The 21,219-nt window shown below is 37.1% G+C and carries 17 protein-coding genes; 12 read left to right on the top strand and 5 right to left on the bottom strand.

Going from position 1 to position 21,219, the window contains the following annotated elements; all coding sequences use genetic code 11:
• Window positions 1-17 precede the first annotated feature (17 nt).
• Both JOE23_RS06625 and JOE23_RS06620 read right to left on the bottom strand, forming a co-directional pair.
• A complete protein-coding gene (locus tag JOE23_RS06625) occupies window positions 18-1,826 on the bottom strand; it encodes a M3 family oligoendopeptidase (protein ID WP_204436807.1) in 1,809 nt (602 codons plus the stop codon).
• Between the two features lie 45 nt (window positions 1,827-1,871).
• A complete protein-coding gene (locus JOE23_RS06620; RefSeq protein WP_204436805.1) occupies window positions 1,872-2,588 on the bottom strand; it encodes a YebC/PmpR family DNA-binding transcriptional regulator in 717 nt (238 codons plus the stop codon).
• Between the two features lie 549 nt (window positions 2,589-3,137).
• On the opposite strand from JOE23_RS06620, the gene JOE23_RS06615 reads away from it, so the two are divergent.
• The 10 genes from JOE23_RS06615 (at window position 3,138) to JOE23_RS06570 (ending at window position 14,062) form a co-directional block, all read left to right on the top strand.
• Window positions 3,138-3,860, top strand: coding sequence for a GntR family transcriptional regulator (locus JOE23_RS06615; RefSeq protein ID WP_204436803.1), 723 nt, complete (start codon window positions 3,138-3,140; stop codon window positions 3,858-3,860).
• A 327-nt stretch (window positions 3,861-4,187) separates the two neighbouring features.
• Window positions 4,188-4,829 (top strand): bifunctional 2-keto-4-hydroxyglutarate aldolase/2-keto-3-deoxy-6-phosphogluconate aldolase, encoded by a 642-nt coding sequence (locus tag JOE23_RS06610; RefSeq protein ID WP_204436801.1) that lies wholly within the window; start codon window positions 4,188-4,190, stop codon window positions 4,827-4,829.
• Between the two features lies 1 nt (window position 4,830).
• A complete protein-coding gene (locus JOE23_RS06605) occupies window positions 4,831-5,850 on the top strand; it encodes a sugar kinase (protein WP_204436799.1) in 1,020 nt (339 codons plus the stop codon).
• Window positions 5,851-5,876: 26 nt separating this feature from the next.
• Window positions 5,877-7,283, top strand: coding sequence for a glucuronate isomerase (gene uxaC / locus JOE23_RS06600; RefSeq protein WP_204436797.1), 1,407 nt, complete (start codon window positions 5,877-5,879; stop codon window positions 7,281-7,283).
• Window positions 7,284-7,295: 12 nt separating this feature from the next.
• Window positions 7,296-8,369 carry a mannonate dehydratase gene (uxuA, locus tag JOE23_RS06595; protein WP_204436791.1) on the top strand — a complete coding sequence of 358 codons (1,074 nt, stop codon included), beginning with the start codon at window positions 7,296-7,298 and terminating at the stop codon, window positions 8,367-8,369.
• The gene (locus JOE23_RS06590) at window positions 8,359-9,213 is read left to right on the top strand and encodes an SDR family oxidoreductase (RefSeq protein ID WP_204436787.1); all 855 of its coding nucleotides are present in this window, start codon (window positions 8,359-8,361) and stop codon (window positions 9,211-9,213) included. Before uxuA ends, JOE23_RS06590 begins: the two co-directional genes overlap by 11 nt.
• Before the next feature lie 187 nt (window positions 9,214-9,400).
• Entirely contained in the window at window positions 9,401-9,712 is a 312-nt protein-coding gene (locus tag JOE23_RS06585; protein WP_204436785.1) for a PTS lactose/cellobiose transporter subunit IIA, read from the top strand.
• 98 nt (window positions 9,713-9,810) lie between these two features.
• Window positions 9,811-10,116: a PTS sugar transporter subunit IIB gene (locus JOE23_RS06580; RefSeq protein ID WP_204436783.1), complete on the top strand. Its 306-nt coding sequence runs from the start codon at window positions 9,811-9,813 to the stop codon at window positions 10,114-10,116.
• Window positions 10,117-10,203: 87 nt separating this feature from the next.
• On the top strand, window positions 10,204-11,481 hold the full coding sequence (locus tag JOE23_RS06575) for a PTS sugar transporter subunit IIC (RefSeq protein WP_204436781.1): 1,278 nt from the start codon (window positions 10,204-10,206) through the stop codon (window positions 11,479-11,481).
• A 298-nt stretch (window positions 11,482-11,779) separates the two neighbouring features.
• Window positions 11,780-14,062 (top strand): glycoside hydrolase family 2 protein, encoded by a 2,283-nt coding sequence (locus JOE23_RS06570; protein WP_204436774.1) that lies wholly within the window; start codon window positions 11,780-11,782, stop codon window positions 14,060-14,062.
• Window positions 14,063-14,203: 141 nt separating this feature from the next.
• Here JOE23_RS06570 and JOE23_RS06565 read toward each other — a convergent pair whose 3' ends face one another.
• From JOE23_RS06565 to glf, 3 genes are all read right to left on the bottom strand, one after another.
• On the bottom strand, window positions 14,204-15,574 hold the full coding sequence (locus tag JOE23_RS06565) for an alanine/glycine:cation symporter family protein (RefSeq protein WP_204436773.1): 1,371 nt from the start codon (window positions 15,572-15,574) through the stop codon (window positions 14,204-14,206).
• A gap of 456 nt (window positions 15,575-16,030) precedes the next feature.
• Window positions 16,031-16,870 carry an MFS transporter gene (locus JOE23_RS06560; RefSeq protein ID WP_338021897.1) on the bottom strand — a complete coding sequence of 280 codons (840 nt, stop codon included), beginning with the start codon at window positions 16,868-16,870 and terminating at the stop codon, window positions 16,031-16,033.
• Window positions 16,871-16,954: 84 nt separating this feature from the next.
• Window positions 16,955-18,055 carry a UDP-galactopyranose mutase gene (gene glf, locus JOE23_RS06555; RefSeq protein WP_204436771.1) on the bottom strand — a complete coding sequence of 367 codons (1,101 nt, stop codon included), beginning with the start codon at window positions 18,053-18,055 and terminating at the stop codon, window positions 16,955-16,957.
• 814 nt (window positions 18,056-18,869) lie between these two features.
• Here glf and JOE23_RS06550 point away from each other — a divergent pair.
• Both JOE23_RS06550 and JOE23_RS06545 read left to right on the top strand, forming a co-directional pair.
• Complete coding sequence (locus tag JOE23_RS06550) at window positions 18,870-19,580, top strand: LytR/AlgR family response regulator transcription factor (protein WP_204436770.1); 711 nt, start codon at window positions 18,870-18,872, stop codon at window positions 19,578-19,580.
• Window positions 19,577-20,890 carry an ATP-binding protein gene (locus tag JOE23_RS06545; RefSeq protein WP_204436768.1) on the top strand — a complete coding sequence of 438 codons (1,314 nt, stop codon included), beginning with the start codon at window positions 19,577-19,579 and terminating at the stop codon, window positions 20,888-20,890. Before JOE23_RS06550 ends, JOE23_RS06545 begins: the two co-directional genes overlap by 4 nt.
• Window positions 20,891-21,219 lie beyond the last annotated feature (329 nt).

Here is a 21,219-nt window from a genome sequence, read left to right as displayed (position 1 = left end):
GATTTAATTCGTATGTGTTAGGCGAGTTGATCAGCAAGTTCTATAAAGGATTCTACATCTTTTACCATTAACTGTATCCCATTTGTCCAAAATGATTGATCAGTTAAGTCGACGTCTAAGTGTTTTTTCGCTAAATCTTCTACCGTCATTGCACCAGTATCTTTAAGTAAAGCGATATACTTTGCTTCAAATCCTTCTGGGCTTTCTAAGTATTTGGCGTACACACCTAGGCTAAATAAAAAACCAAACGTATAGGGGAAGTTATAAAACGGTATATCATCAATAAAGAAGTGCAGTTTACTGCACCAAAAGTGTGGGTGGTAACTAGAAAGTGCATCACCAAATGCTTCTTTTTGGGCATTAATCATTAATGTGTTTAAACGTTCGGTAGAGACTACGCCATCGGCTCGTTCTTTATAAAAGGCATCTTCAAATAAGAAGCGCGCATGAATGTTCATAAACATCGCTGTTGCGTTTTCCAATTTCGTATTTAGTAACACTAATTTCTCTTGTTTTGATTGTGCTTGTTGCACGGTTGCATTGGCGATAATCGTTTCCGCAAAGGTACTTGCTGTTTCAGCTACATTCATGGCATAGTGCCGATTCAAGTAGGGGGCATCCTTTAAGACATGACTGTGGAAAGCATGTCCTAGCTCATGTGCAAGTGTGCCCGTGTCCGATGCCGATCCGGTAAAGGTCATAAAAATACGTGATTCATTAAATTCGGGTAAACTTGCGCAATAACCACCAGGGCGCTTATTTGGTCGATCCTCAGCTTCAACCCATTGGTTGGTCAAAGCGTGCTTTGCAAAATCGGTCAATTCAGAACCGAAAGAGCTGAAATGTTCAATTATAAAGTCGCACGCTTGATCATAGCTAAACGATTTTGCTTGATCATCATCGAGAGCTAACGGGGCTTCAACATCTTGCCAGCCTAACTTCTCCATACCAAATAGCTCGGCTTTTTTATTAAGAAAATCAATAAACGGCTGTTTATGTTTGTCGATTGCCTGCCACATGGCGTCTAAGGTTGCTTTCGTCATGCGATTATATTCCAGTGGTTCTTCTAGATGATCTTTGTAATCGTGCTTATTTTGTAGTGTGATACGATAGCCGTCTAGGTGGTTTAATATATCAGTAAAAATTGGGGCTTGCTTTTGCCAAGCGTTTTCCCAATTGTTAAACAATTGTTGTCTAACTGCTGGATCAGGATCGGCATACATCCGGTTCATGGCTTGACCAACAGAAAGCGTCTCTGTTTCGCCTTGTTTGTCGGTAAACGGGATTGTCATGGTCGAAACGACAGTAGCATAAAGGTCACTCCATCCAGATAGACCGTCTTTATGTAATTCTGCTATCAATGCTTCTTCGGCCTCTGATCGCAAGCGAGATCCTTTGCTACGTAATTCATTTAATGGAAATGCGATTTTTGCCAGTTTGTTATGTTTTAAAAGCATATGCCAATCTGGTGCTGGGATGGCTACAACTTTCTTGGTAAACTGGTTTAAAAGTTTTTTCAATTCACTGTATTGTGTCATGACTTGCCCCTTGACTACAATGGCATGGGTATCATTGGTATAAGCATCATGGCACATATTAATAAATGTAGCCACTTGTCCTAGCGCTTTTTCAATGGCTTCTTGTTGTGTCAGTAAGTCAATAAATACATCTGTATGAGGTGTGGTGTTCTTCCAATTGTGAAGTGAAGTTTGATAGTTATTAATTAGTTGACTAACACCCTCTAATTTAGTTTGAAGCGTAGCTGACTTTGTTCCTCCAACAAATATGTTATCAAGATTCCACGTATCGTTATATTTCTTGGCCACCGAATCCGTCCTTTCATTGAATATATTTAATATTTTCGAAAATTATCAATCGTTTTCAACGTTATGATAAACCTGCTGCACGTCTTCTAAGTCTTCTAATGCATCAATTAGTTTTTCGAATTGAATGAAGTCATCACCGCTTAAGTGAAGCTCGTTTTGCGGAAGCATTGTTAATTCTGCGACAGTAAAATCCTGAATACCTTGTTGCTTTAATGCTTCTTGCACGGCATGAAATTGATCAGGTTCAGCATAAATAATCACAGCACTATCTTCCTCAACCAAATCACGGACATCAACGTCAGCTTCCAATAGCATTTCTAAGATGTCGTCAACCGTTTGGTTTTCAACGCCCAGTACAGCGGTAGCATCAAACATGTAAGCCGCTGAACCGCTTGTCCCCATATTGCCTCCGTTTTTGTTAAAGGCGGCACGTACTTCTGCAGCGGTACGGTTAACGTTATTCGTTAACGTGTCAACGATCACCATTGACCCATGGGGACCGAACCCTTCGTAACGCAACTCATCATAATTCTCATCACCGCCCCCCTTTGCTTTCTCAATCGCACGGTCAATAATATGTTTGGGAACACTATATGTCTTCGCGCGTTCCAAAACAAATTTTAACGCTTGATTTGACTCGGGGGTTGGTTCGCCTTGTTTCGCCGCTACATAAATTTCTCGCCCGAATTTGGCATAAATGCGGCTCGTGTTTTTGTCTTTGTTGGCTTTCTTTTCTTTAATATTGTTCCATTTACGTCCCATTGTTCAAGCTCACTTCCTATTTATAATTTTGTTAGACTGCTTTGCTTTTCTATTATACACGATTTTGATAGAACTGGAATGAAATAGGGGATAGATCTTAAGAATTAATAGGCAGTTGTGCAGTATTATTTTAGTTTTGTTCGAAGAGAGGTAGTTATCTTTATTAATAACCACCTATTCTTTTGTCTAGGTTTATTACATAAAGAAGCATTTTAACTGTGAAATGCAAAAATTAACAGAAAAAGCATTGATAATTTAATTAGAAAACATTAAAATACAAGTATGTCAGTGGTTTTGTGAAGTGTATATCAGCTATTTGTCACAGATAAACTTCCCTAAACCCCCCCTCAAAATAAAGTGTAGATATCATCTGATTAAGTGTGAAATAACGGACGCTAATGTCCTGATTCACTTAACTATCGATCAATGGCGAAACAAAATTGTCTACTGATTGAAGGGTCGTATATAAAAAATATACTTTCAAATTAGTGGGAAGTAATTAATGCGCAAGTCAATGAACAAAATTTATAAAAAATGTGGAGTGGAGTTATGATTGCTGTCCTTGATAGATTGCCAAATGAAAGAAATCGAGACTATGCTTATCGTGTTATTAAAAATGCAATAATGACACTTGAACTGAAACCGGGTCAAATCATAAGTGAAGTTGAAATCGCAAAAAGGCTTGATGTATCACGCACCCCGATACGGGAAGTTATTGCAAGATTAAAAGAAGAAAATTTAGTAGAGGTGAAGCCTCAAGTAGGAACATATGTAACTAGAATTAAACCACAGTTGGTGGAAGAAGCGGTGTTTACGCGAGTAACCTTGGAGAAAGAGATATTAAAGTTATCTTGTGAGCATTTTCCAAACGATCTTCTATTCGAATTAAAGCACAATGTCATGAAGCAAGAAAAGCTTCTAAAACAAAATAAGTCAAATCAACAATTCCACGAATTGGACAAGCAGTTCCATTACATGATTTTTAAGGGTAATAATAAAGAAAATGTATGGAATGCTATTACAAGACTTAGTACGCACTATAATCGGATTCGTTTATTATCGGAACTAGAATTTAGTTTTGAAGATGCAGTTATTCAACATAAAAGAATTATAGATGTGATTGAAACAAAAGCAGTTAATCAAGTCCAATTAATTATAAATGAACATATATTGAAACCAATGGAAGTTTGGAAAGATCTTTATCAAGAAGATAGTCCGTTTTCAGATTATTTTGAGCGAGCGCTTTCAACTTCTGTCTTTAATTTAGATTAATTGAGATTTAATCAAGAAATATTGTTATATTACGTTTCTTTTTGCTGTTTTTAATGATACTAAAAGCGGTAAGAAACGGAATGGACAAGCTTAGCCTGTGACAAAAATATCTAATAGTAATTTAAAAAGATATACAAATTTTGAGTGTTCATCGAATAGATGCAACGCTCTTTTTTTGTTTTATAAATATCGACAGGGTTTGCATTTATTTAGGTAAATATAAATTCAGTTTTGAAAAAAATCAAGAAATTTGTAAAAAACAATTGAAATTCAAATATTGAAATGCTAGTATACAAGTATAGAAGAATAAAATGGGGTGAGAAAACATTGCAAAAGTATGAAATATTGAGAGCTATTCATCAAAACTATCTCGTTGCAGTTATAAGAGGTGACACAAACTTTGAAGCTGTACAAATAGCTGAGAAAGCTTATGAGGGGGGGATCTTTACTTTAGAGATTACTTTTTCTACACCACAGGCGGATCAAGTTATTAAAGAGCTTTCCACATGGAGTGATGAGCGTGTGATTGTTGGGGCGGGTACAGTATTAGATGCAGAAACAGCGAGAATTGCTATCTTGAATGGAGCAAAATATGTGGTAAGTCCGCACTTAGATCCAGCGATAGCGACAATATGTAACCGTTATTCTATCCCGTATTTACCTGGCTGTGGGTCTGTTACAGAAATAGTGACAGCGTTATCAGTAGGTGTTGATATTGTAAAGCTGTTCCCAGGTAGTTTATTTGGTCCAGCTTTTATAAATGATATTAAAGGTCCGATTCCAAATGCTGAACTGATGCCTTCTGGAGGTGTTAATATTACCAATCTGAAAGAGTGGTTTAATAGGGGGGCATTTGCAGTAGGAATTGGCAGCGCTTTAACGAAGCAGGTGAAGGAAAGTGGATATGAATCCATTTCAGAAGTTTCAAAAGCATTCACACAAGAACTGGCGCGAATTAGGGGGGGATGATATGAAGAATGTTGTAACGTTTGGCGAAATTTTGCTTCGATTGACTACACCTGGTTACCAGACAATTAAACAGTCGCAATCGTTTGATGGTGTATTTGGTGGGGGTGAGGCTAATGTAGCGATGGCGCTTGCTCAATATGGCTTTAATGTAAATTTTGTATCTAAGGTTCCTAAACATGCCCTGGGTAGGTCTGCCATGCAATTCCTCAATTATTACGGTGTTAAAACAGATTATGTCGTGTACGATGAGCAACGATTGGGACTTTATTTTTTAGAAAAAGGCTACTCTATTAGACCGACACGTGTTATTTATGATCGTGAGCAATCAAGCTTTGCCTGCTCGAAAATTGATGACTATGACTTCGATACGATTTTTGAAAATGTAGATTGGTTTCATCTAGGTGGTATCACACCTGCTCTATCTGAAGAATTGTTTGAGATTAGTCTAGCCGCTTTAGAAATAGCCCAAAAGAAAGGCGTAAAAACGAGTTGTGACTTGAATTATCGGAAATCACTGTGGTCATTTAAATCGGCTCGAGCAAAGATGTCCATGTTAATGAAAAATATTGATGTGTGCTTTGGAATTGAACCACTCGAGTTGCCAACACATGATGACCAAGATTATAAAGATATATGTGAAAAGCCCTTTTCTGAGGAAATGATTAAAAAAATTATGTCTAAATTAAAAGAAATGTATCAATTTACCGAAATTGTTCATACTTTCCGGAGAGAGAAATCAGTCAATGAGAACGAAATTAGTGCGATCGTTTTGGACGATCAAGGTTTTTTAAAATCAAAAACAGTTGATGTTCAGATTGTTGATCGAGTAGGAACAGGAGATGCTTTCGCCGCTGGTATGATTTATGGCTTGCTCCAATTTGATTCCATGCAAAAAACAATAGATTTTGCTACGGCAAGCTTTGCATTGAAACATACCATTGAAGGCGATGCGAACATCTTAGATTTAAGTGACATACTGCATTTTATGAACGCAGACCATCCCTTATCTATTATTCGCTAATCCACTTAAACAAGGAGGTCTTTACTGTGAGGGGATTTATTAATGAAACGTTTATGTTGAAAAATGAAACCGCTAAAACATTGTATGGCTATATAAAGAACCTTCCTATTATTGATTATCATTGTCATTTATCGCCTAAAGATATTGCTGAAAATCGCCAATTTAAAAATCTTACTGAAATTTGGCTTGAAGGTGATCATTACAAATGGAGAGCGATGCGAGCGAATGGTGTTGATGAGCGTTATATTACTGGAGATGCAAGCGCTAAAGATAAGTTTAGAGCTTGGGCTCAAACCGTGCCAAATACGATTGGGAATCCATTGTATCACTGGACACATTTAGAGCTTAAAAAGTACTTCGATATTAATGTTTTATTGGATGAACATAATTGGGAAGATGTTTGGTTAAGGGCAAATGAAAAACTAGCACAGTCAGATTTCTCCGTACAAAAATTAATTGAACGTTCAAATGTTGAGAGCATTTGTACAACGGATTCGCCTGTCGATCACTTAGACTATCATAAGCAGATCAAAGCACAGGATAACTTTAACGTTAAGGTGCTACCAACTTTTCGACCTGATGATGGCGTGGCAATAACCAAATCTGTTTTTCATCATTTTATTGATAAACTATCTACTATTACCAATCGCTCCATTCAAACATATCAAAGTTATATTGAAGCTTTAGAAGAAAGAATCGATTACTTCGATGAGATGGGCTGTAAACTCTCGGACCATGGGTTAGCTGAAGTGCCTTTTTCAAACTTTACAGATACAGAGATTGAAGCTATTTTCAAAAAATCGCTAGTAGGTGAATCTATCTCAAGTGAAGAAGAGCGTAAGTTTAAAACGGCTATGATGATTGCGCTTGCAAGAAAATATAAAGAAAAAGGTTGGACGATGCAACTTCATTTTGGAGCGATTAGAAACAATAATACGAAAATGTTTAGAAGAGTCGGTAAAGATGCCGGTTTTGATTCTATTTCTGATCAACCAGATCTTGGGGCTTCACTAAATGGTTTATTGGATCAGTGTGAGAAAAACGATGGCTTACCGCAAACGATTTTATATAACTTAAATCCTACTTATAACGATCTTGTAGGAAGTACGATTCAGAACTTTCAAACTGAACCCGGAATAAAGATGAAAGTCCAACTTGGCTCTGGGTGGTGGTTTAATGATACAAAACAAGGGATGGAGAGACAGCTAACGACATTAGCTGATCACGGCTTATTAATGCACTTTGTTGGTATGTTAACTGACTCACGTAGCTTTCTTTCATTTAGTAGGCATGAGTACTTTCGACGTATACTTGCCAATTTAATCGGACAGTGGGTAGAGGAAGGTGAACTTCCGAATAATGAAAATCTACTAAAAAGATTAGTCGAAAATATAAGCTACTATAATGCAAAAAGATATTTTAAATGCGATTAGGGGGAATTTTAATTGGAATTGACATTTCGCTGGTACGGGAATAGTGACCCGGTTAAATTAGAATATATTCGTCAAATACCTGGTATGAGGGGGATTGTTTCGGCAATTTATGATGTCCCAGTTGGAGAGGTATGGCCTTTAGATAAAATAGAAGCGTTAAAGCAGGAAGTTGAAAAGCATGGTTTAAGCTTATCAGTAATTGAGAGTGTACCCGTGCATGAAGACATTAAAATAGGTTTGCCAACACGAGATAAGTACATTGAAAATTACAAGCAAACCCTTATTAATTTAGGTAAATGTGGGATTCCAGTTGTTTGTTATAATTTTATGCCTGTCTTTGATTGGACCAGAACGTCACTTGATCATGAGTTAGCTGATGGTTCTAGAACATTGATCTTTGAGGAAGACATTGTGAAAAAGATGGATCCATTAAGTGGAGAGCTATCATTGCCGGGGTGGGATGCTAGCTATGAGAAAGATGAATTGAGTCAACTATTTAGTCATTATAAAAAGGTTGATCATGAGAAACTGTGGGAAAATCTTGAGTATTTTATCAAGGCAATCTTGCCTGTCGCAGAGGATGCAGATGTGAAGATGGCCATTCATCCTGATGATCCACCATTTGATATTTTTGGTTTACCTAGAATTATAACGAATAAAGACAATTTAGAGCGTTTTATTAATCTCTATGACAGTCCTTATAATGGATTAACGATGTGTAGTGGTTCACTTGGTGCTGTATCAACCAATGATTTTTATGAAATGCTTCGTTATTTTGGAAAGAAAGGGCGTGTGAATTTTGTACATGCTCGAAATATTAAACGTTCGGGCCAATATTCTTTCCAAGAATCGGCTCATCTATCAAAAGAAGGTTCAATTGATATGTACCAAGTTATTCGTGCCTTAAGTGACTTTGATTACCAAGGGCCGATTCGTCCAGACCACGGAAGGATGATTTGGGGGGAAACAGGAAAACCAGGTTATGGCCTATTTGATCGTGCGTTAGGAGCAACATATTTAAATGGATTATGGGAAGCTGAAGTCAAAAGCCGTTTCATTCAAAAGGAGGATAAAAATGCTGAATAACTATGGTTTTGATCTAACAGGAAAGGTTGCTGTTGTAACAGGAGGTGGAGGTGTATTAGGTAGCTATTTTTGCAAAGCTTTAGCAAAAGTAGGGGCGAAAATAGCCGTAGTCGATCTATCACAGGAATCCGCTCAAAAAATTGCGGATGAAGTTATTAAGGAAGGAGGTACAGCATTAGGTGTTGCTTCAAATGTTTTAGACATCGATAACTTGAAGGAAGCAAAAGCGATCATTGAAAGCGAGTTAGGTGAGATCGATATTCTCATAAATGGTGCTGGAGGAAATCATCCTAACGGTACAACGGATGATGAATTTTACAGTGTCGATGCTAATAAGCAAAACCAGAATGTAAAGACTTTTTTTGATTTAGATCCAAAAGGCATGGGTTTTGTTATGGATTTGAATGTGATGGGAACCATACTACCTTCACAGGTTTTCGGTGAAAGTATGGCCAAAAGAGAGGGTGCAACGATCATTAACGTTTCATCGATGAATGCTTTCACGCCTTTAACGAAGATCCCGGCATACAGTGGTGCAAAAGCAGCTATTAGTAACTTTACGCAGTGGTTGGCTACCTATATGTCTAAAGTGGGCGTACGCGTAAATGCTATTGCCCCAGGGTTTTTAATTACGACACAGAATGAGAAGTTATTAAAAAATGAAGAGGGGGGTTATACGTTACGCGCGGAGAAGATTTTAAGCGCTACACCTATGGGGCGTTTTGGAGAGCCTGAAGAATTAGTGGGAGCGGTACTATTCCTTGCAGATGACCGGTTATCAAGTTTTGTGACTGGAGTGGTCGTTCCGGTGGATGGTGGTTTTTCTAGCTACTCGGGTGTTTAGTGAGCGCGATGTGACTGGTTAATTCTATTATTAAGAAAATGATTTAAGCTATGATTGCAAATGTAACGTAAAATTATTAACCATTTACTCAGACACAAAATTTATTTATAAGAGAAATTTGAAATAAAAATATGTAAGTATACTTGCATCGAAGAAAGCGCATTCGAAAATGAGGGGGGCATCACGTATGGTAAATCAAGAATTTATTATGGGCATTATAATGCATGCTGGAAATGCTAAAAGCCTAACGATGAAGGCTTTACAGAAAGCGGAAGAAAATGAATTAGTAGAGTCAAACAAGTTAGTTTCTGAGGCAAATGAAGAGTTGAATAAAGCCCATAAAATTCAGACTAATTTAATTCAGGCTGAATCAAGAGGTGAGCAAACAGAACTATCGCTTTTAATGGTTCATGCGCAAGATCATCTTATGAATGCTATAACGGTAAGGGATCTAGCCAAATATGTGATTAAACTAAGTGAAAAATTAGAAGCAATGTAAAAAGAGATAGCATTTTTGCGGGGCAGTTTGATTTTAATGCGTTTCCTAAATAGTTAGTGGATTTGAGAAAAATAAAAATAATGAAAAAGGGTGATTATATGATTCATATTACATTAGTTTGTGCAGCAGGGATGTCGACATCTATGTTAATGGCGAAGATGAAAGAAAGTGCAAAAAAGCAAAATATTGATGCAAAAATTATTGCGATGTCAGAAACTCAATTTGAAGAGTATACAGAGAAAACGGATATTCTGTTGCTCGGTCCACAAATTTCTTATCTTGAGGATGAACTAAAGGAAAAATACGAACCACAAGGAATGAAAGTAAACGTAATTAACATGTCCGATTATGGAATGATGAATGGAGAAAAGGTTTTGCGTGAAGCCATTGCATTAATGGACTAATCAACTGTCCCCATTAAGGGTTAATCATGTTTAGAAGCTTGAGCAGACTACACATAATAAGGGTTAAATAATTGGAGGAGGGTTATAATGGGAAAGTTTAATTCACAAGAGTTTTCGAAGAAGCTATCAAAAAAAGTTAATAAAATTCAAAAAAGTAAAATCGTAAATGGGATAACAAATGGTATGATGGGTGCCTTGCCTATTACGCTGGTCGGTGCGTTTGCGGCTCTATTTATTAATTTACCATTAGGATTTTGGCAAAGTTTCATTGATACGAGTGGTATCCGTTCTGTATTAGAAGTTGTTATTATGTTTTCTACTGATTTCTTAGCTGTCATTTTTGCGGTCGCGATTGCAAGTAATTATGCTAAACAACTTGGTGAGGACGGTGTTATTGCAAGTCTAATAACCTTGATGAGTTTCTTTATTGTCACACCAGTAATAGACGCAGAGGGGATAGCTATTCCTATGCACTGGCTAGGCGGTTTTGGTATCTTTACGGGGATTATTGTTGCATTGGTGGCAACTAAAATATATGTAGTAATAAAACAAAAAGGAATAACGATTAAGATGCCTTCTAGTGTACCACCAGTTGTTTCAAATAGCTTTAGTAGTTTAATACCTGGTATTATCGCTGTTATGTTTTTTGCTGTCGTATCGGTCATTTTTGAAGCAACACCATTAGGTTCACTTCATGATTTAATCTATACATTTCTGCAGATTCCGCTTGAAGGACTAGGTGCGAACGTATTCTCTGTTATTATTTTGTGGACAATTGCACAGCTATTATGGTTTTTTGGGATTCATGGAACCTTGGTTGTTTATTCGGTGGTATTACCAATTTTCACAGCAATGGATGCAGCTCAACTATCAGCATATGCTGCGGGTGACCCATTACCAAATATTGTTGGACGTGCATTTATTAGTACGTATACAATGTCTGCTAGTGCCATCGGTTTGACTCTATTGATGTTATTTGTGGCAAAGAGTAAGCAATATAAAGCTTTAGGAAAATTGACAACGATTCCAGCCCTTTTCGGTATTTCGGAGCCTTTAGTATTTGGTGTTCCTTTAGTATTCAATTTTAAATTTGTAATTCCTTTTGTTTTTATGAATGCTATTAGTATATCTGTTGCCTATTTTCTAACCTTTATCGAATTGATACCAAGAGTTAATGGAATTGCACCGATAACAGGAATGCCGATTGTTATCGGAGGCTTTATAGGAGGAAGTTGGCGAATTGCTGCTTTACAAATAGGGTTAGTTGCCTTGCAAGTCTTGGTATGGTATCCATTCTTTAAAAAGGCAGACCGGGCGGCCTTTAAAAAAGAGCAAGATGAGGAATTGGCAGCAGAAACGGTCTAATCAACAAGACTATGATATTGTATTTAAACCGTGATAAAAGCTATCGTTTCATCAATATATTGTTAATCAAACGATTTAAATAAAGACATAAAATCACGGAAGTATAAAACGAATCTGTAAGCAGTGGGCGTGTTCGTTCTTCACCCACTGCTTGCAGGTTCATTGAGTGAATCCAAACATGAGTGTTCGTTATCACCCACCTTAATCGATTGACCGCTGTTTTCTATTTTAAGGTGGGGTTTTGACGGACGGTTATCTGTGATAAACGTTAGTAGATGTTTTAGTAGAGGGGGATTGTATGATAAATGTTAAAGAACTAAATCAAGATTGGTTATTTACTGAAGCATATGAAAGTTCAGCTGATCATAAGGAAACACGTGTGGATTTACCACACTGCTTTAATGCTAAAGATGGTCAGAGTGGAGAAGGCATGTTTAAAGGGAAGTGTCGTTATCAAAGGAAAATAACCTTAAACCAGATTTCTAATTACTATTTTCTTGAGGTAGGTGCAGCAAGTTTAGTTGCCGAGGTTTATGTGAACGATCACTACGTATGTCTCAATCGGTGTGGATTTTCTATGTTTAGAGTGCATCTAACGCCGTATTTGGTTAAGGGTGAAAATACCATCACTATTTTTGTTGATAACGCCAAACATGATGATGTGTATCCTTTAATGGCGGATTTCTCATTTTATGGTGGATTATATAGGGATGTTAAATTAATTGAAGTAGACCACGTGCACTTTGATTTGATGGATAATGGAAAAGACGGGATCTATGTTGCTCAGAAAGCATTAAATGGAGACGCTTTTGAACTATCAATAACAGGAACGATTATCAATGAACGACACGCATCTGATGACGTCGTCATTGCAATTGAATTATTTGATCGTGAGAATAATTGTACTTTGAAAAGGGAGAAACTCGATCAGTGTAAAGATGAATTAAGTTTCAAATTCACTGAACAGATTGAAAGTCCTCATCTTTGGCAAGGGGTAAAAGACCCTTATCTCTATCAACTACAAGTAAGCTTATATACCGATGGCAATCTTATCGATAAGAGACAGCTATCAATTGGATTTAGAACAATAGAAGTAACCGCTGATCAAGGTATTTTATTAAATGGAGAGCCACTTAAGTTAAATGGTGTTAGTCGCCATCAAGATTTTTCTCAAATAGGCAATGCTTTAACGAAAGAGCATATGGAAAGGGACCTTGCTTTAATAAAAGAGGTAGGTGCAAATTCAGTTAGATTGGCCCATTATCAACATCATGACTATTTTTACACACTTTGTGATGAAGCTGGTTTATTGGTCTGGGCAGAAATCCCTTTTATTAGTGTCCCAACTACAACTGACGAAGAAAATCAAAATGCAAAAGAACAGCTTGAAAGGCTGATTAAACAAGCATACAATCACACGTCAATCTACTGTTGGGGTGTGCAAAATGAAATAACTATCGCCGTGGAAAATGAGAGAATTTATGAGTTAGTGGAAGAGCTTGTTGATTTGGCTCGACATTTGGATTCAACCCGAATCATTGCCCAAGCTAATATTCACTCCGTCAATAACAAGAGTTACTTAAATGGGTTAACAGATATAGTTGGCTATAATCTTTATTATGGCTGGTATTATGGTGAGATGGGTGGCCTAGGTGAAAGGCTCGATGCGTTTAACAAAGATAGACCAAATATACCTGTCCTCGTTTCAGAATATGGGGTTGATACAAACCCTAAATTCCATAGCTATCATCCAGAGGTAAAAGATTATACAGAAGAGTACCAATTGTTATTTCAAGATAACGCTTTACGAACTTTTGAAGAACGGCCTTATGTTCTTGGTGGTTATGTATGGGCTATGTTTGATTTTGGCAGTGAAATTAGAAACGAGGGTGGAGCGAAGGGCATTAACCAAAAGGGGCTCGTCACCATTGATAGACAAACAAAAAAAGATGCTTTTTATTTGTGTAAAGCCTATTGGTCAGGTGATCCATTTGTAAAATTAGCGGGGAGTAGGTTTGTAAATCGCCATAGAAAAAATAATGACATCGTTATTTTATCAAACCTGTCCCGAGTGGAGTTACTGGTTAACGGTAGCAAAGTTGCTGAGCAAGCGGTGACCAAACCTATGGAAACGATTAAGGATATCGCATTAACATTAGGGGAGAATGTCATCCTAGTAAACGGCTATGATCAAGATGGGAATCAGTATCAAGATGACATGCGAATTCATCACGTTAAGGAACAAGACAAAGGCTATACCTTTGTTCAGGCGGAAGAAAAAAGTAATGTAACGAACTGGTTTGAAAAATTTGACTTAAAAGAAGTACAAGAAGTCAATGTAAAAGAAGGCTATTATTCGATTTTTGACACTATAGAAGATTTATATAAAAATCAAAAGGCGAAAGCTGTCTTTAAAAAGTATTTTGGGGACATAATGGAGAATGACACCATGCGCTTAATGACCGGATTGATGACCATTGAAAGTATGTCAAAACGTTCACGTTTTAAGATTCCAAAAGAATTGCTTGGCGTCATCAATAGTGAATTAAATGTTATTCCACTAAATGATGACAGCAATTAAATGAACGAGGACGGACAATATAACGATAGGTAAGCATTTGTATTTGCTTCATCTGTTTTTTGTCGATAAAGTTGAATAAATAATTGAACGTGAATTAGCCCGCATCTGAAAGAGATGTGGGCTAATGGTGCTAACGATCTATTAATCTCGGCGATATTTAGATGGTTTATCTTTAATAAAACGATCCTCGTAATCATTAGCTACTTTAATAACGAGTGAGGCTAAGCCAAGGAGTGCGATCAAGTTTGGGATGACCATCAGCCCGTTAAAGATGTCGGCAAGCTCCCAAATTACTTCAGCATTAATCGTTGTGCCAATAACGATAAAAATGAGCACGATCCCTCGATAGAAAGTAATGCCTTTTTTACCCGTCAGAAACTTGACATTCGCCTCGCCAAAGTAATACCAACTGATAATTGTTGATAAAGAGAAGAAGAAGAGACAAATTGCAATAAACGTCGAGCCGAAGTTTCCAAATCCAATCGTAAAGCCTTCTTGTGTAAGTTGTGCACCAAATAGACCTGTTGAGAAAGAGCCAGTTGTTAAAATAACGAGCGCTGTCAAGGTACAAACAACGCCTGTATCGACAATAACACCCATAAATGAAACAAGACCTTGTTGCGCCGGGTGGTTGACCCTAGCTACAGCATGGGCATGTGGGGTGGAACCCATCCCTGCTTCATTCGAAAATAACCCACGGGCAATACCATATCGAAAACTTTCTTTGATCGATACACCAATAATGCCACCAGTCGCTGCTGATGGATTAAAAGCCCCATGGAAAATCATTCGAAATGAAGGCAAAATCATGTCAGCATGCATAAAAATAATAATTAGTGCACCAACGATATAAAAGCCGGCCATGATAGGAACGATTTTTTCTGTGAAAGAGGCAATCCGTTTAATCCCACCAATAATAATTAAACCGACAAGCAAAGCAATAATAAAACCGGTAATTATATTTGGAATGTTAAAGGCAACTTGAGCGGATTCAGCAATTGAACTTGATTGAACCATATTTCCCATTAAACCAAGTGCTAGTATGATCGAGATGGCAAAGAAGCCAGCAAGAAACTTACTACCTAATCCTTTTTTAATATAGTAAGCCGGACCACCGGTGATTTCACCATCTAACCGTTCAGTATGGAGCTGAGCGAGTATCGCCTCGGCGAAGATCGTCCCCATTCCAAAAAAACCACTCACCCACATCCAAAAGATAGCACCAGGCCCCCCGGCTGCAACGGCTGTTGCGACACCTGCTAAGTTGCCTGTACCCACTTGTGCAGCAATGGCGGTCGTTAAGGCTTGAAACGACGATATTCCATCTTTATTGTCGTTATTATTCTTCTTAAACAGACCGCCGAAAGTTTCCCTCCAAGCTTGTTTGAACTTTCTGATTTGTATTGCTTTTAGTCGATAGGTGAACAAGACACCTGTCCCAACTAAAAGAAATAACATAATCGGTCCCCATAAAATACTGTTAATATCTTCAATAATCTTGATAAAATCCATTTATTTCTCCTTTAAATTTTCTAAAAGTTTCTTAATTATAATACCCAATCAAATGATCGTTTATTGGCGAGTGGCTTAGCAAAACAAAGTCAATGCTGATTGTATAAGGACACATAATTAATAAAAAGGCGGAATATACAGAAACTTCTTACAATAAATTAGCACAAAATCATGTGATTTGGAAGATTATTAAACAAAAAACATGTTAAATGGTGAGCATTTAGTGAACGTATTTTAAAAAATTTAGTGAGGGAACGTTAAAATTTGATGTAATGTATGGTTGTTAGCTGTTATATGTTTGATTTGTAAATACTAAAAATTTTTGAAAAAGAATCGTGTTTCTTTATTTTGATAATAAGGTCGAATAGGCAATTCAATTGCCTTTAATGTAATAATGGACGCGGTGAGTGTAAGGATGCTAACTAAAAAAGGGTTGGGCACCCAATGGGTTGTAAGTCAAGCTAAGCTGGATCCAGCGACAGCCCCAAGAGAGAATGGAGCGTAAAAAATGCCATAAGCTTTGCCGCGTTCTTTCTGCGTAGAAATTAATGTTACCAGTTGGTTCATTGATGGAAAGACAAAGGCAAAGCCAATCCCATAAATGACCATCGCTAATCCTAGGTAGGTTAATGTAGCTACCTGACTTAGAAACAATAAGGCTATCGTAATGAACAGCAAGCCAGTGGTGACTAATGACATCGGATCATGCTTATTATAGATTTTATTAAGCGGTGTTAAAAAAATAATTAACGCAACACCTGCAAATAAACTCATTAATCCACCAGTGATTGATGTAGTAAAACCGACTGATTCTAGGTGAAGTGGGAGTGGAAAAGATAGAGTGCCATTACTCATCATTAAGCTAAACGCAGCAATAGATGCTTGAATAAGCGGACGATTTCTTAATAACCGCGAAAGGTCTTTTAGCTGTACTTGGCCACGTTCGCTTTTTTTGTAAGATTCACTGACGAACCAAATGGACAATACCCCAGTAAGAGCAAATAAACCAGCGACAATCATAAAGACGGTCTCAATTTGCGCGCGAGCAGCCATTGCACCACCGAATGCTGGCCCAATAAGGGCTGATAAACCGATGGTCGCACCAGAGAAAGCCATCGCCTTGCCGGCCTTGTTTGCTTTTGTATGATCTCCAATTAGGGTAAAGGTGGACATGCCAAGCATCCCAAAAAGTCGGATTATAATGGAAAATATTAAACGGAAATAACGATGATTAACATGCTTGTGTTGATGGTTTACAAGGCGCAATTCGGAAAGGTCAAGGATAAAGACAACCACTCGTTATAAGAAATGTATGGTATATATACGAAAGCGTAGCACAAAAGTTTACTCATAGTTTTGTGCTACGCTTTTAATCGTTTACTATTCAAATTCTTTGGTAACCGTAGTTAATGCTTCTCCAATCACTTGGTGCATATCATAATATTTATAGGTAGCTAATCTTCCACCAAAAAGAACAGTAGATTCTTTTTCAGCTAGTGTTTTATATTGCTTGTATATAGCATTATTTTCAGCATTGTTGATCGGGTAGTACGGTTCAAGTCCGTACTCCCATTCGATAGGGTATTCCTTAGTAATGACGGTATGATCTTGTTTGCCAAACTCAAAATGTTTATGTTCTATGATTCTCGTATAAGGGGTCTCACGATCGGTATAATTTACAACCGCGTTCCCTTGAAAGTTATCAGTGGTGCTTAACACTTGTGTTTCAAATTGCAGACTTCGGTAATCGAGCACACCAAATTGGTAATCGAAATATTGATCGATCATGCCAGTGAACACCACTTTATCTGCTAACGATTCTAATTGCTCTCTTTCTTTAAAAAAGTCGACATTTAATCTAACGTCAATGCCTGCAAGCATTTTTTCAATAATTGCCGTGTAGCCACCGATTGGAATCCCTTGATAACGATCATTAAAATAATTATTGTCATAAGTAAACCGAACAGGGAGTCGTTTAATAATAAAAGCGGGCAATTGCTTTGCCGATCTTCCCCATTGTTTTTCAGTGTAGCCTTTAATTAATTTTTCATAGATATCAGTGCCAACGAGAGAAATGGCTTGTTCTTCTAGGTTTGTCGGATTTTCAACTTTAGCTGCTATTCTTTGCTGATCAATTCTTTGTTTAGCTTGTTCTGGTGTCGTCACTCCCCACAATTTATTAAATGTGTTCATATTAAATGGAAGATTATAGATTTCTCCTTTATAATTAGCCACAGGAGCATTCGTATATCTATTAAATTCAGCAAATTGATTAACGTAATCCCAAATTTGTTTATTATTTGTATGGAAAATATGGGCTCCATATTTATGAACATGGATGCCTTCAACTTCTTCTGTATAAACATTACCACCGACGTGTCCACGTTTGTCAATAACGAGGCACTTTTTGCCTCTTTTATTTGCCTCATATGCAAATACAGATCCGAATAATCCGGCTCCAACTATTAAGTAATCGTACATTGATAGGTCTCCTTATTAATCTTCTAATTATTGTTTTATTACGTGATTCAATTTCATAATTACTGATAAGAGATGAAAATCCGAATATTAAAAAAGCGACAGTCCATCACCGTGGTAACGATCAAAACGAGAACGTTGATGCGTTCCGACAGCTAATGGGCTCGCTTTCCGAAGGCATCGCCTCAGCTAACTTGCGTAGCAAAAAACGCTACTCAAGTGGATCTTCGACTGATGCTGTTCCTTCAGGAGTCTCGCCCATTGGCTTCCTCCACTCAATTATGTAGGTCTAATTAGGTGTCTGCGCTGTCAATGGATAATCCTAAGACATATTTAAAGGTTTTAATCTTTCAACCTACGCTCATACAAATAAAGGAAGGGATGAGCCTACTCATCGTTAAGCATTCTGCAATGCGACACGCCACCCGTTAATGGATTCTTTTACATGTGTTTACTTACAGGGAAATACGTTCAAAAATCCAACAGTCAATTTTAATGTTCGTGGATTTCTGTGTAAATATGCATTATGAAATTGACTCACGTTTTTAATTTTTTCACAATAATAAAGGTTTGGCAATACGATTGATCATTAAAATATAATCAGATCAGTGATTGATAGGTGAGAAATAAGTGGGAAGTCACACTGTCAAATGGTAAGATGTGTTATGGACAAGCAAGTTATTCTAGTTGATAGAACCTTTATTTGAATGCTATCATTTAAATATTATGATGAAAATCCATCGTGAGAAATAGACGTGCGCGTGTTACAATTAATGACAAAAGAAGCTTAAGAATGCTTCAAAAGGAGGCTTTTTTTATGATGCGCGTTGCAGTTGTGGAAGATGAAATTAATTATCAAAAACAGTTGATTGAATATATTGAACGATTTGAACAGGAAAGGGAAGAATCGATTGACATAGAGACGTTTTCAGATGGTGATGCATTTATTAATCATTATAAAGCTCAATTTGATCTTATTTTAATGGATATACAGATGCCTTTGATGGACGGGATGTCTACAGCTGAAGAAATAAGAAAAATAGATTCAGAAGTGGTAATTATTTTTATAACCAATATGACGCAGTATGCGATTAAAGGCTATGCCGTTGATGCACTAGATTACGTGTTGAAACCGATCTCATATTTTTCGTTTTCAGAACGGTTGAAACGCGCCATTAATCGTATGAAAAAAAGAGAAGCTAGATTTGTTACGATTAGGATAAAGGGTGGTGTAAGGCGCCTAAATATTTCAGAAATTTATTATGTTGAAAGTCAGAAGCATAAGCTTGTTTTTTTTACAAAAGAGGGAGCGTTAACGACGATTGGGACGATGAAAGAGTTAGAGAAGGAACTGTCTGATCTGCCTTTCTTTCGTGGACATAAAGGTTTTTTGATTAATTTAGAACATGTTGATGGTGTCAATGATAGCTGTGCGATTGTGAATGGTGAAGAGATTCCTGTCAGTCGAAATAGAAGAAAAGCATTTATGGAAGCGGTCTCTAACCATTGGGGAGAGGTGTTAAAATGACAGATGTGTTTCCTGATATTCCAAGGCTATATACTGCCTTGGCGGAATGGTTAGCTTGTTTGGTTTATATCTCGATACTAAAGAAGTATTTAACAGGTTGGAGACTTGTTGCTGTCTCGGGACTCGCACTTTGTCTGCAATCTGTTTTTTTAGTGGTAACAAGAGACTTACCTATTGGTTTTTGGATTCCTAGTATGCTTGTAGCTATTGGAATGATGTTTTTATTCATTTATATAAGTTGTCATATTACGGCGACTGAGGCAGGTTATTTTACGGTCAAGGCATTTGTTGCTGCAGAATTAGTGGCTTCATTGCATTGGCAAGTGCAATTTTATTTGGGATATGGGGAGCAGGGTGTTCAGTTACTTGAGGTTTTATTATTAGTGGTTATGTATGGCGGTGTTTTTTCATTAATCTGGTTACTCGAAAAAAGATATATACCTGATGATGGGAAATTAAATATTCGAAAGCGTGAACTATGGGCAACAGTTATTACAGGTGTTGCTGTCTTCGGAATTAGTAATTTAAGCTTTATCACGTCTCGAACCCCGTTTAGTGGTCAGTATGCCCAAGAGATTCTTAATATTCGCACCTTAGTCGATTTGGGTGGTTTTGCTATCTTATATGCCTACCATATACAGATCAACGACATAAGAATAAAACATGAATTAGAAGCGGTTCAAAACATCCTTAAAAATCAATATGTGCAATATCAGCAATCAAAAGAGAGTATTGAAATTATCAATTATAAATATCATGATTTAAAGCATCAAATTATTGCGCTAAGGGCTGAAGAGGATCCGAAGAAAAGGCATGCCTTTTTAACAAAGATGGAAGAAGAGATCAAAGCTTTTGAAGCACAGAATAAGACAGGAAATCAGGTGTTAGATACATTGCTTGCAAGTAAAAATATGTATTGTATGAACCATAACATTACGTTAACATGCGTAGCTGATGGCACGTTGCTAAATGATATGGATGTGATGGACATATGTACGATTTTTGGTAATGCACTGGACAATGCCATTGAATATGAGAAGCAAGTAGATGAAGAAAAAAGATTAATTCATGTTTCTGTTTTTGCCCAAAAAGGGTTTTTGATGATTCGATTTGAGAATTACTTTGAAGGAGATGGTCTTACATTAGAGGGAGGTTTACCACCAACCACAAAGAATGATACTTATAGCCATGGCTATGGGTTAAAGAGTATCCGCTATACTGTACAGAAGTACGATGGTGTGGTCAATGTAAATCAAGAAAATAATTGGTTTGAGTTGAAAGTGTTGATTCCCGCCAATAAAGTTAGCTAGAAAATGAATAAACAAAGTAAACAGACTACAGCTGTCTTGCTAAGTAATCCGAATGCGTGTTTACATTCTCCTAGTTAGAATGGAAATGCGTTTCGGATTATTTTAGTGCACTTGTTTTTACAGAACGGATCAGACTAAAGTGAAGCATTTAATGGCTAACTCACTTACCTAATAAGTTAGGGGGTTTTACTGTTCATGCAAAAAAACCTACCATTTATGTAAGCTGAATATAAGTGTGAGAATACCATGTTAAGTTTTTATTATATATGGGGAAAAGAAAGGATCTAAAAAAATGAATGCCTTTACAAAAAGAATGAGTATGTAGCGAT

The sequence above is a fragment of the Amphibacillus cookii genome (genome assembly GCF_016908375.1).
In the GTDB taxonomy this organism is placed as follows: Bacteria; Bacillota; Bacilli; order Bacillales; family Amphibacillaceae; genus Amphibacillus_C; species Amphibacillus_C cookii.
Note: the sequence above shows the minus strand (reverse complement) of the source record. Positions and strands in the feature narration are given on the sequence as shown.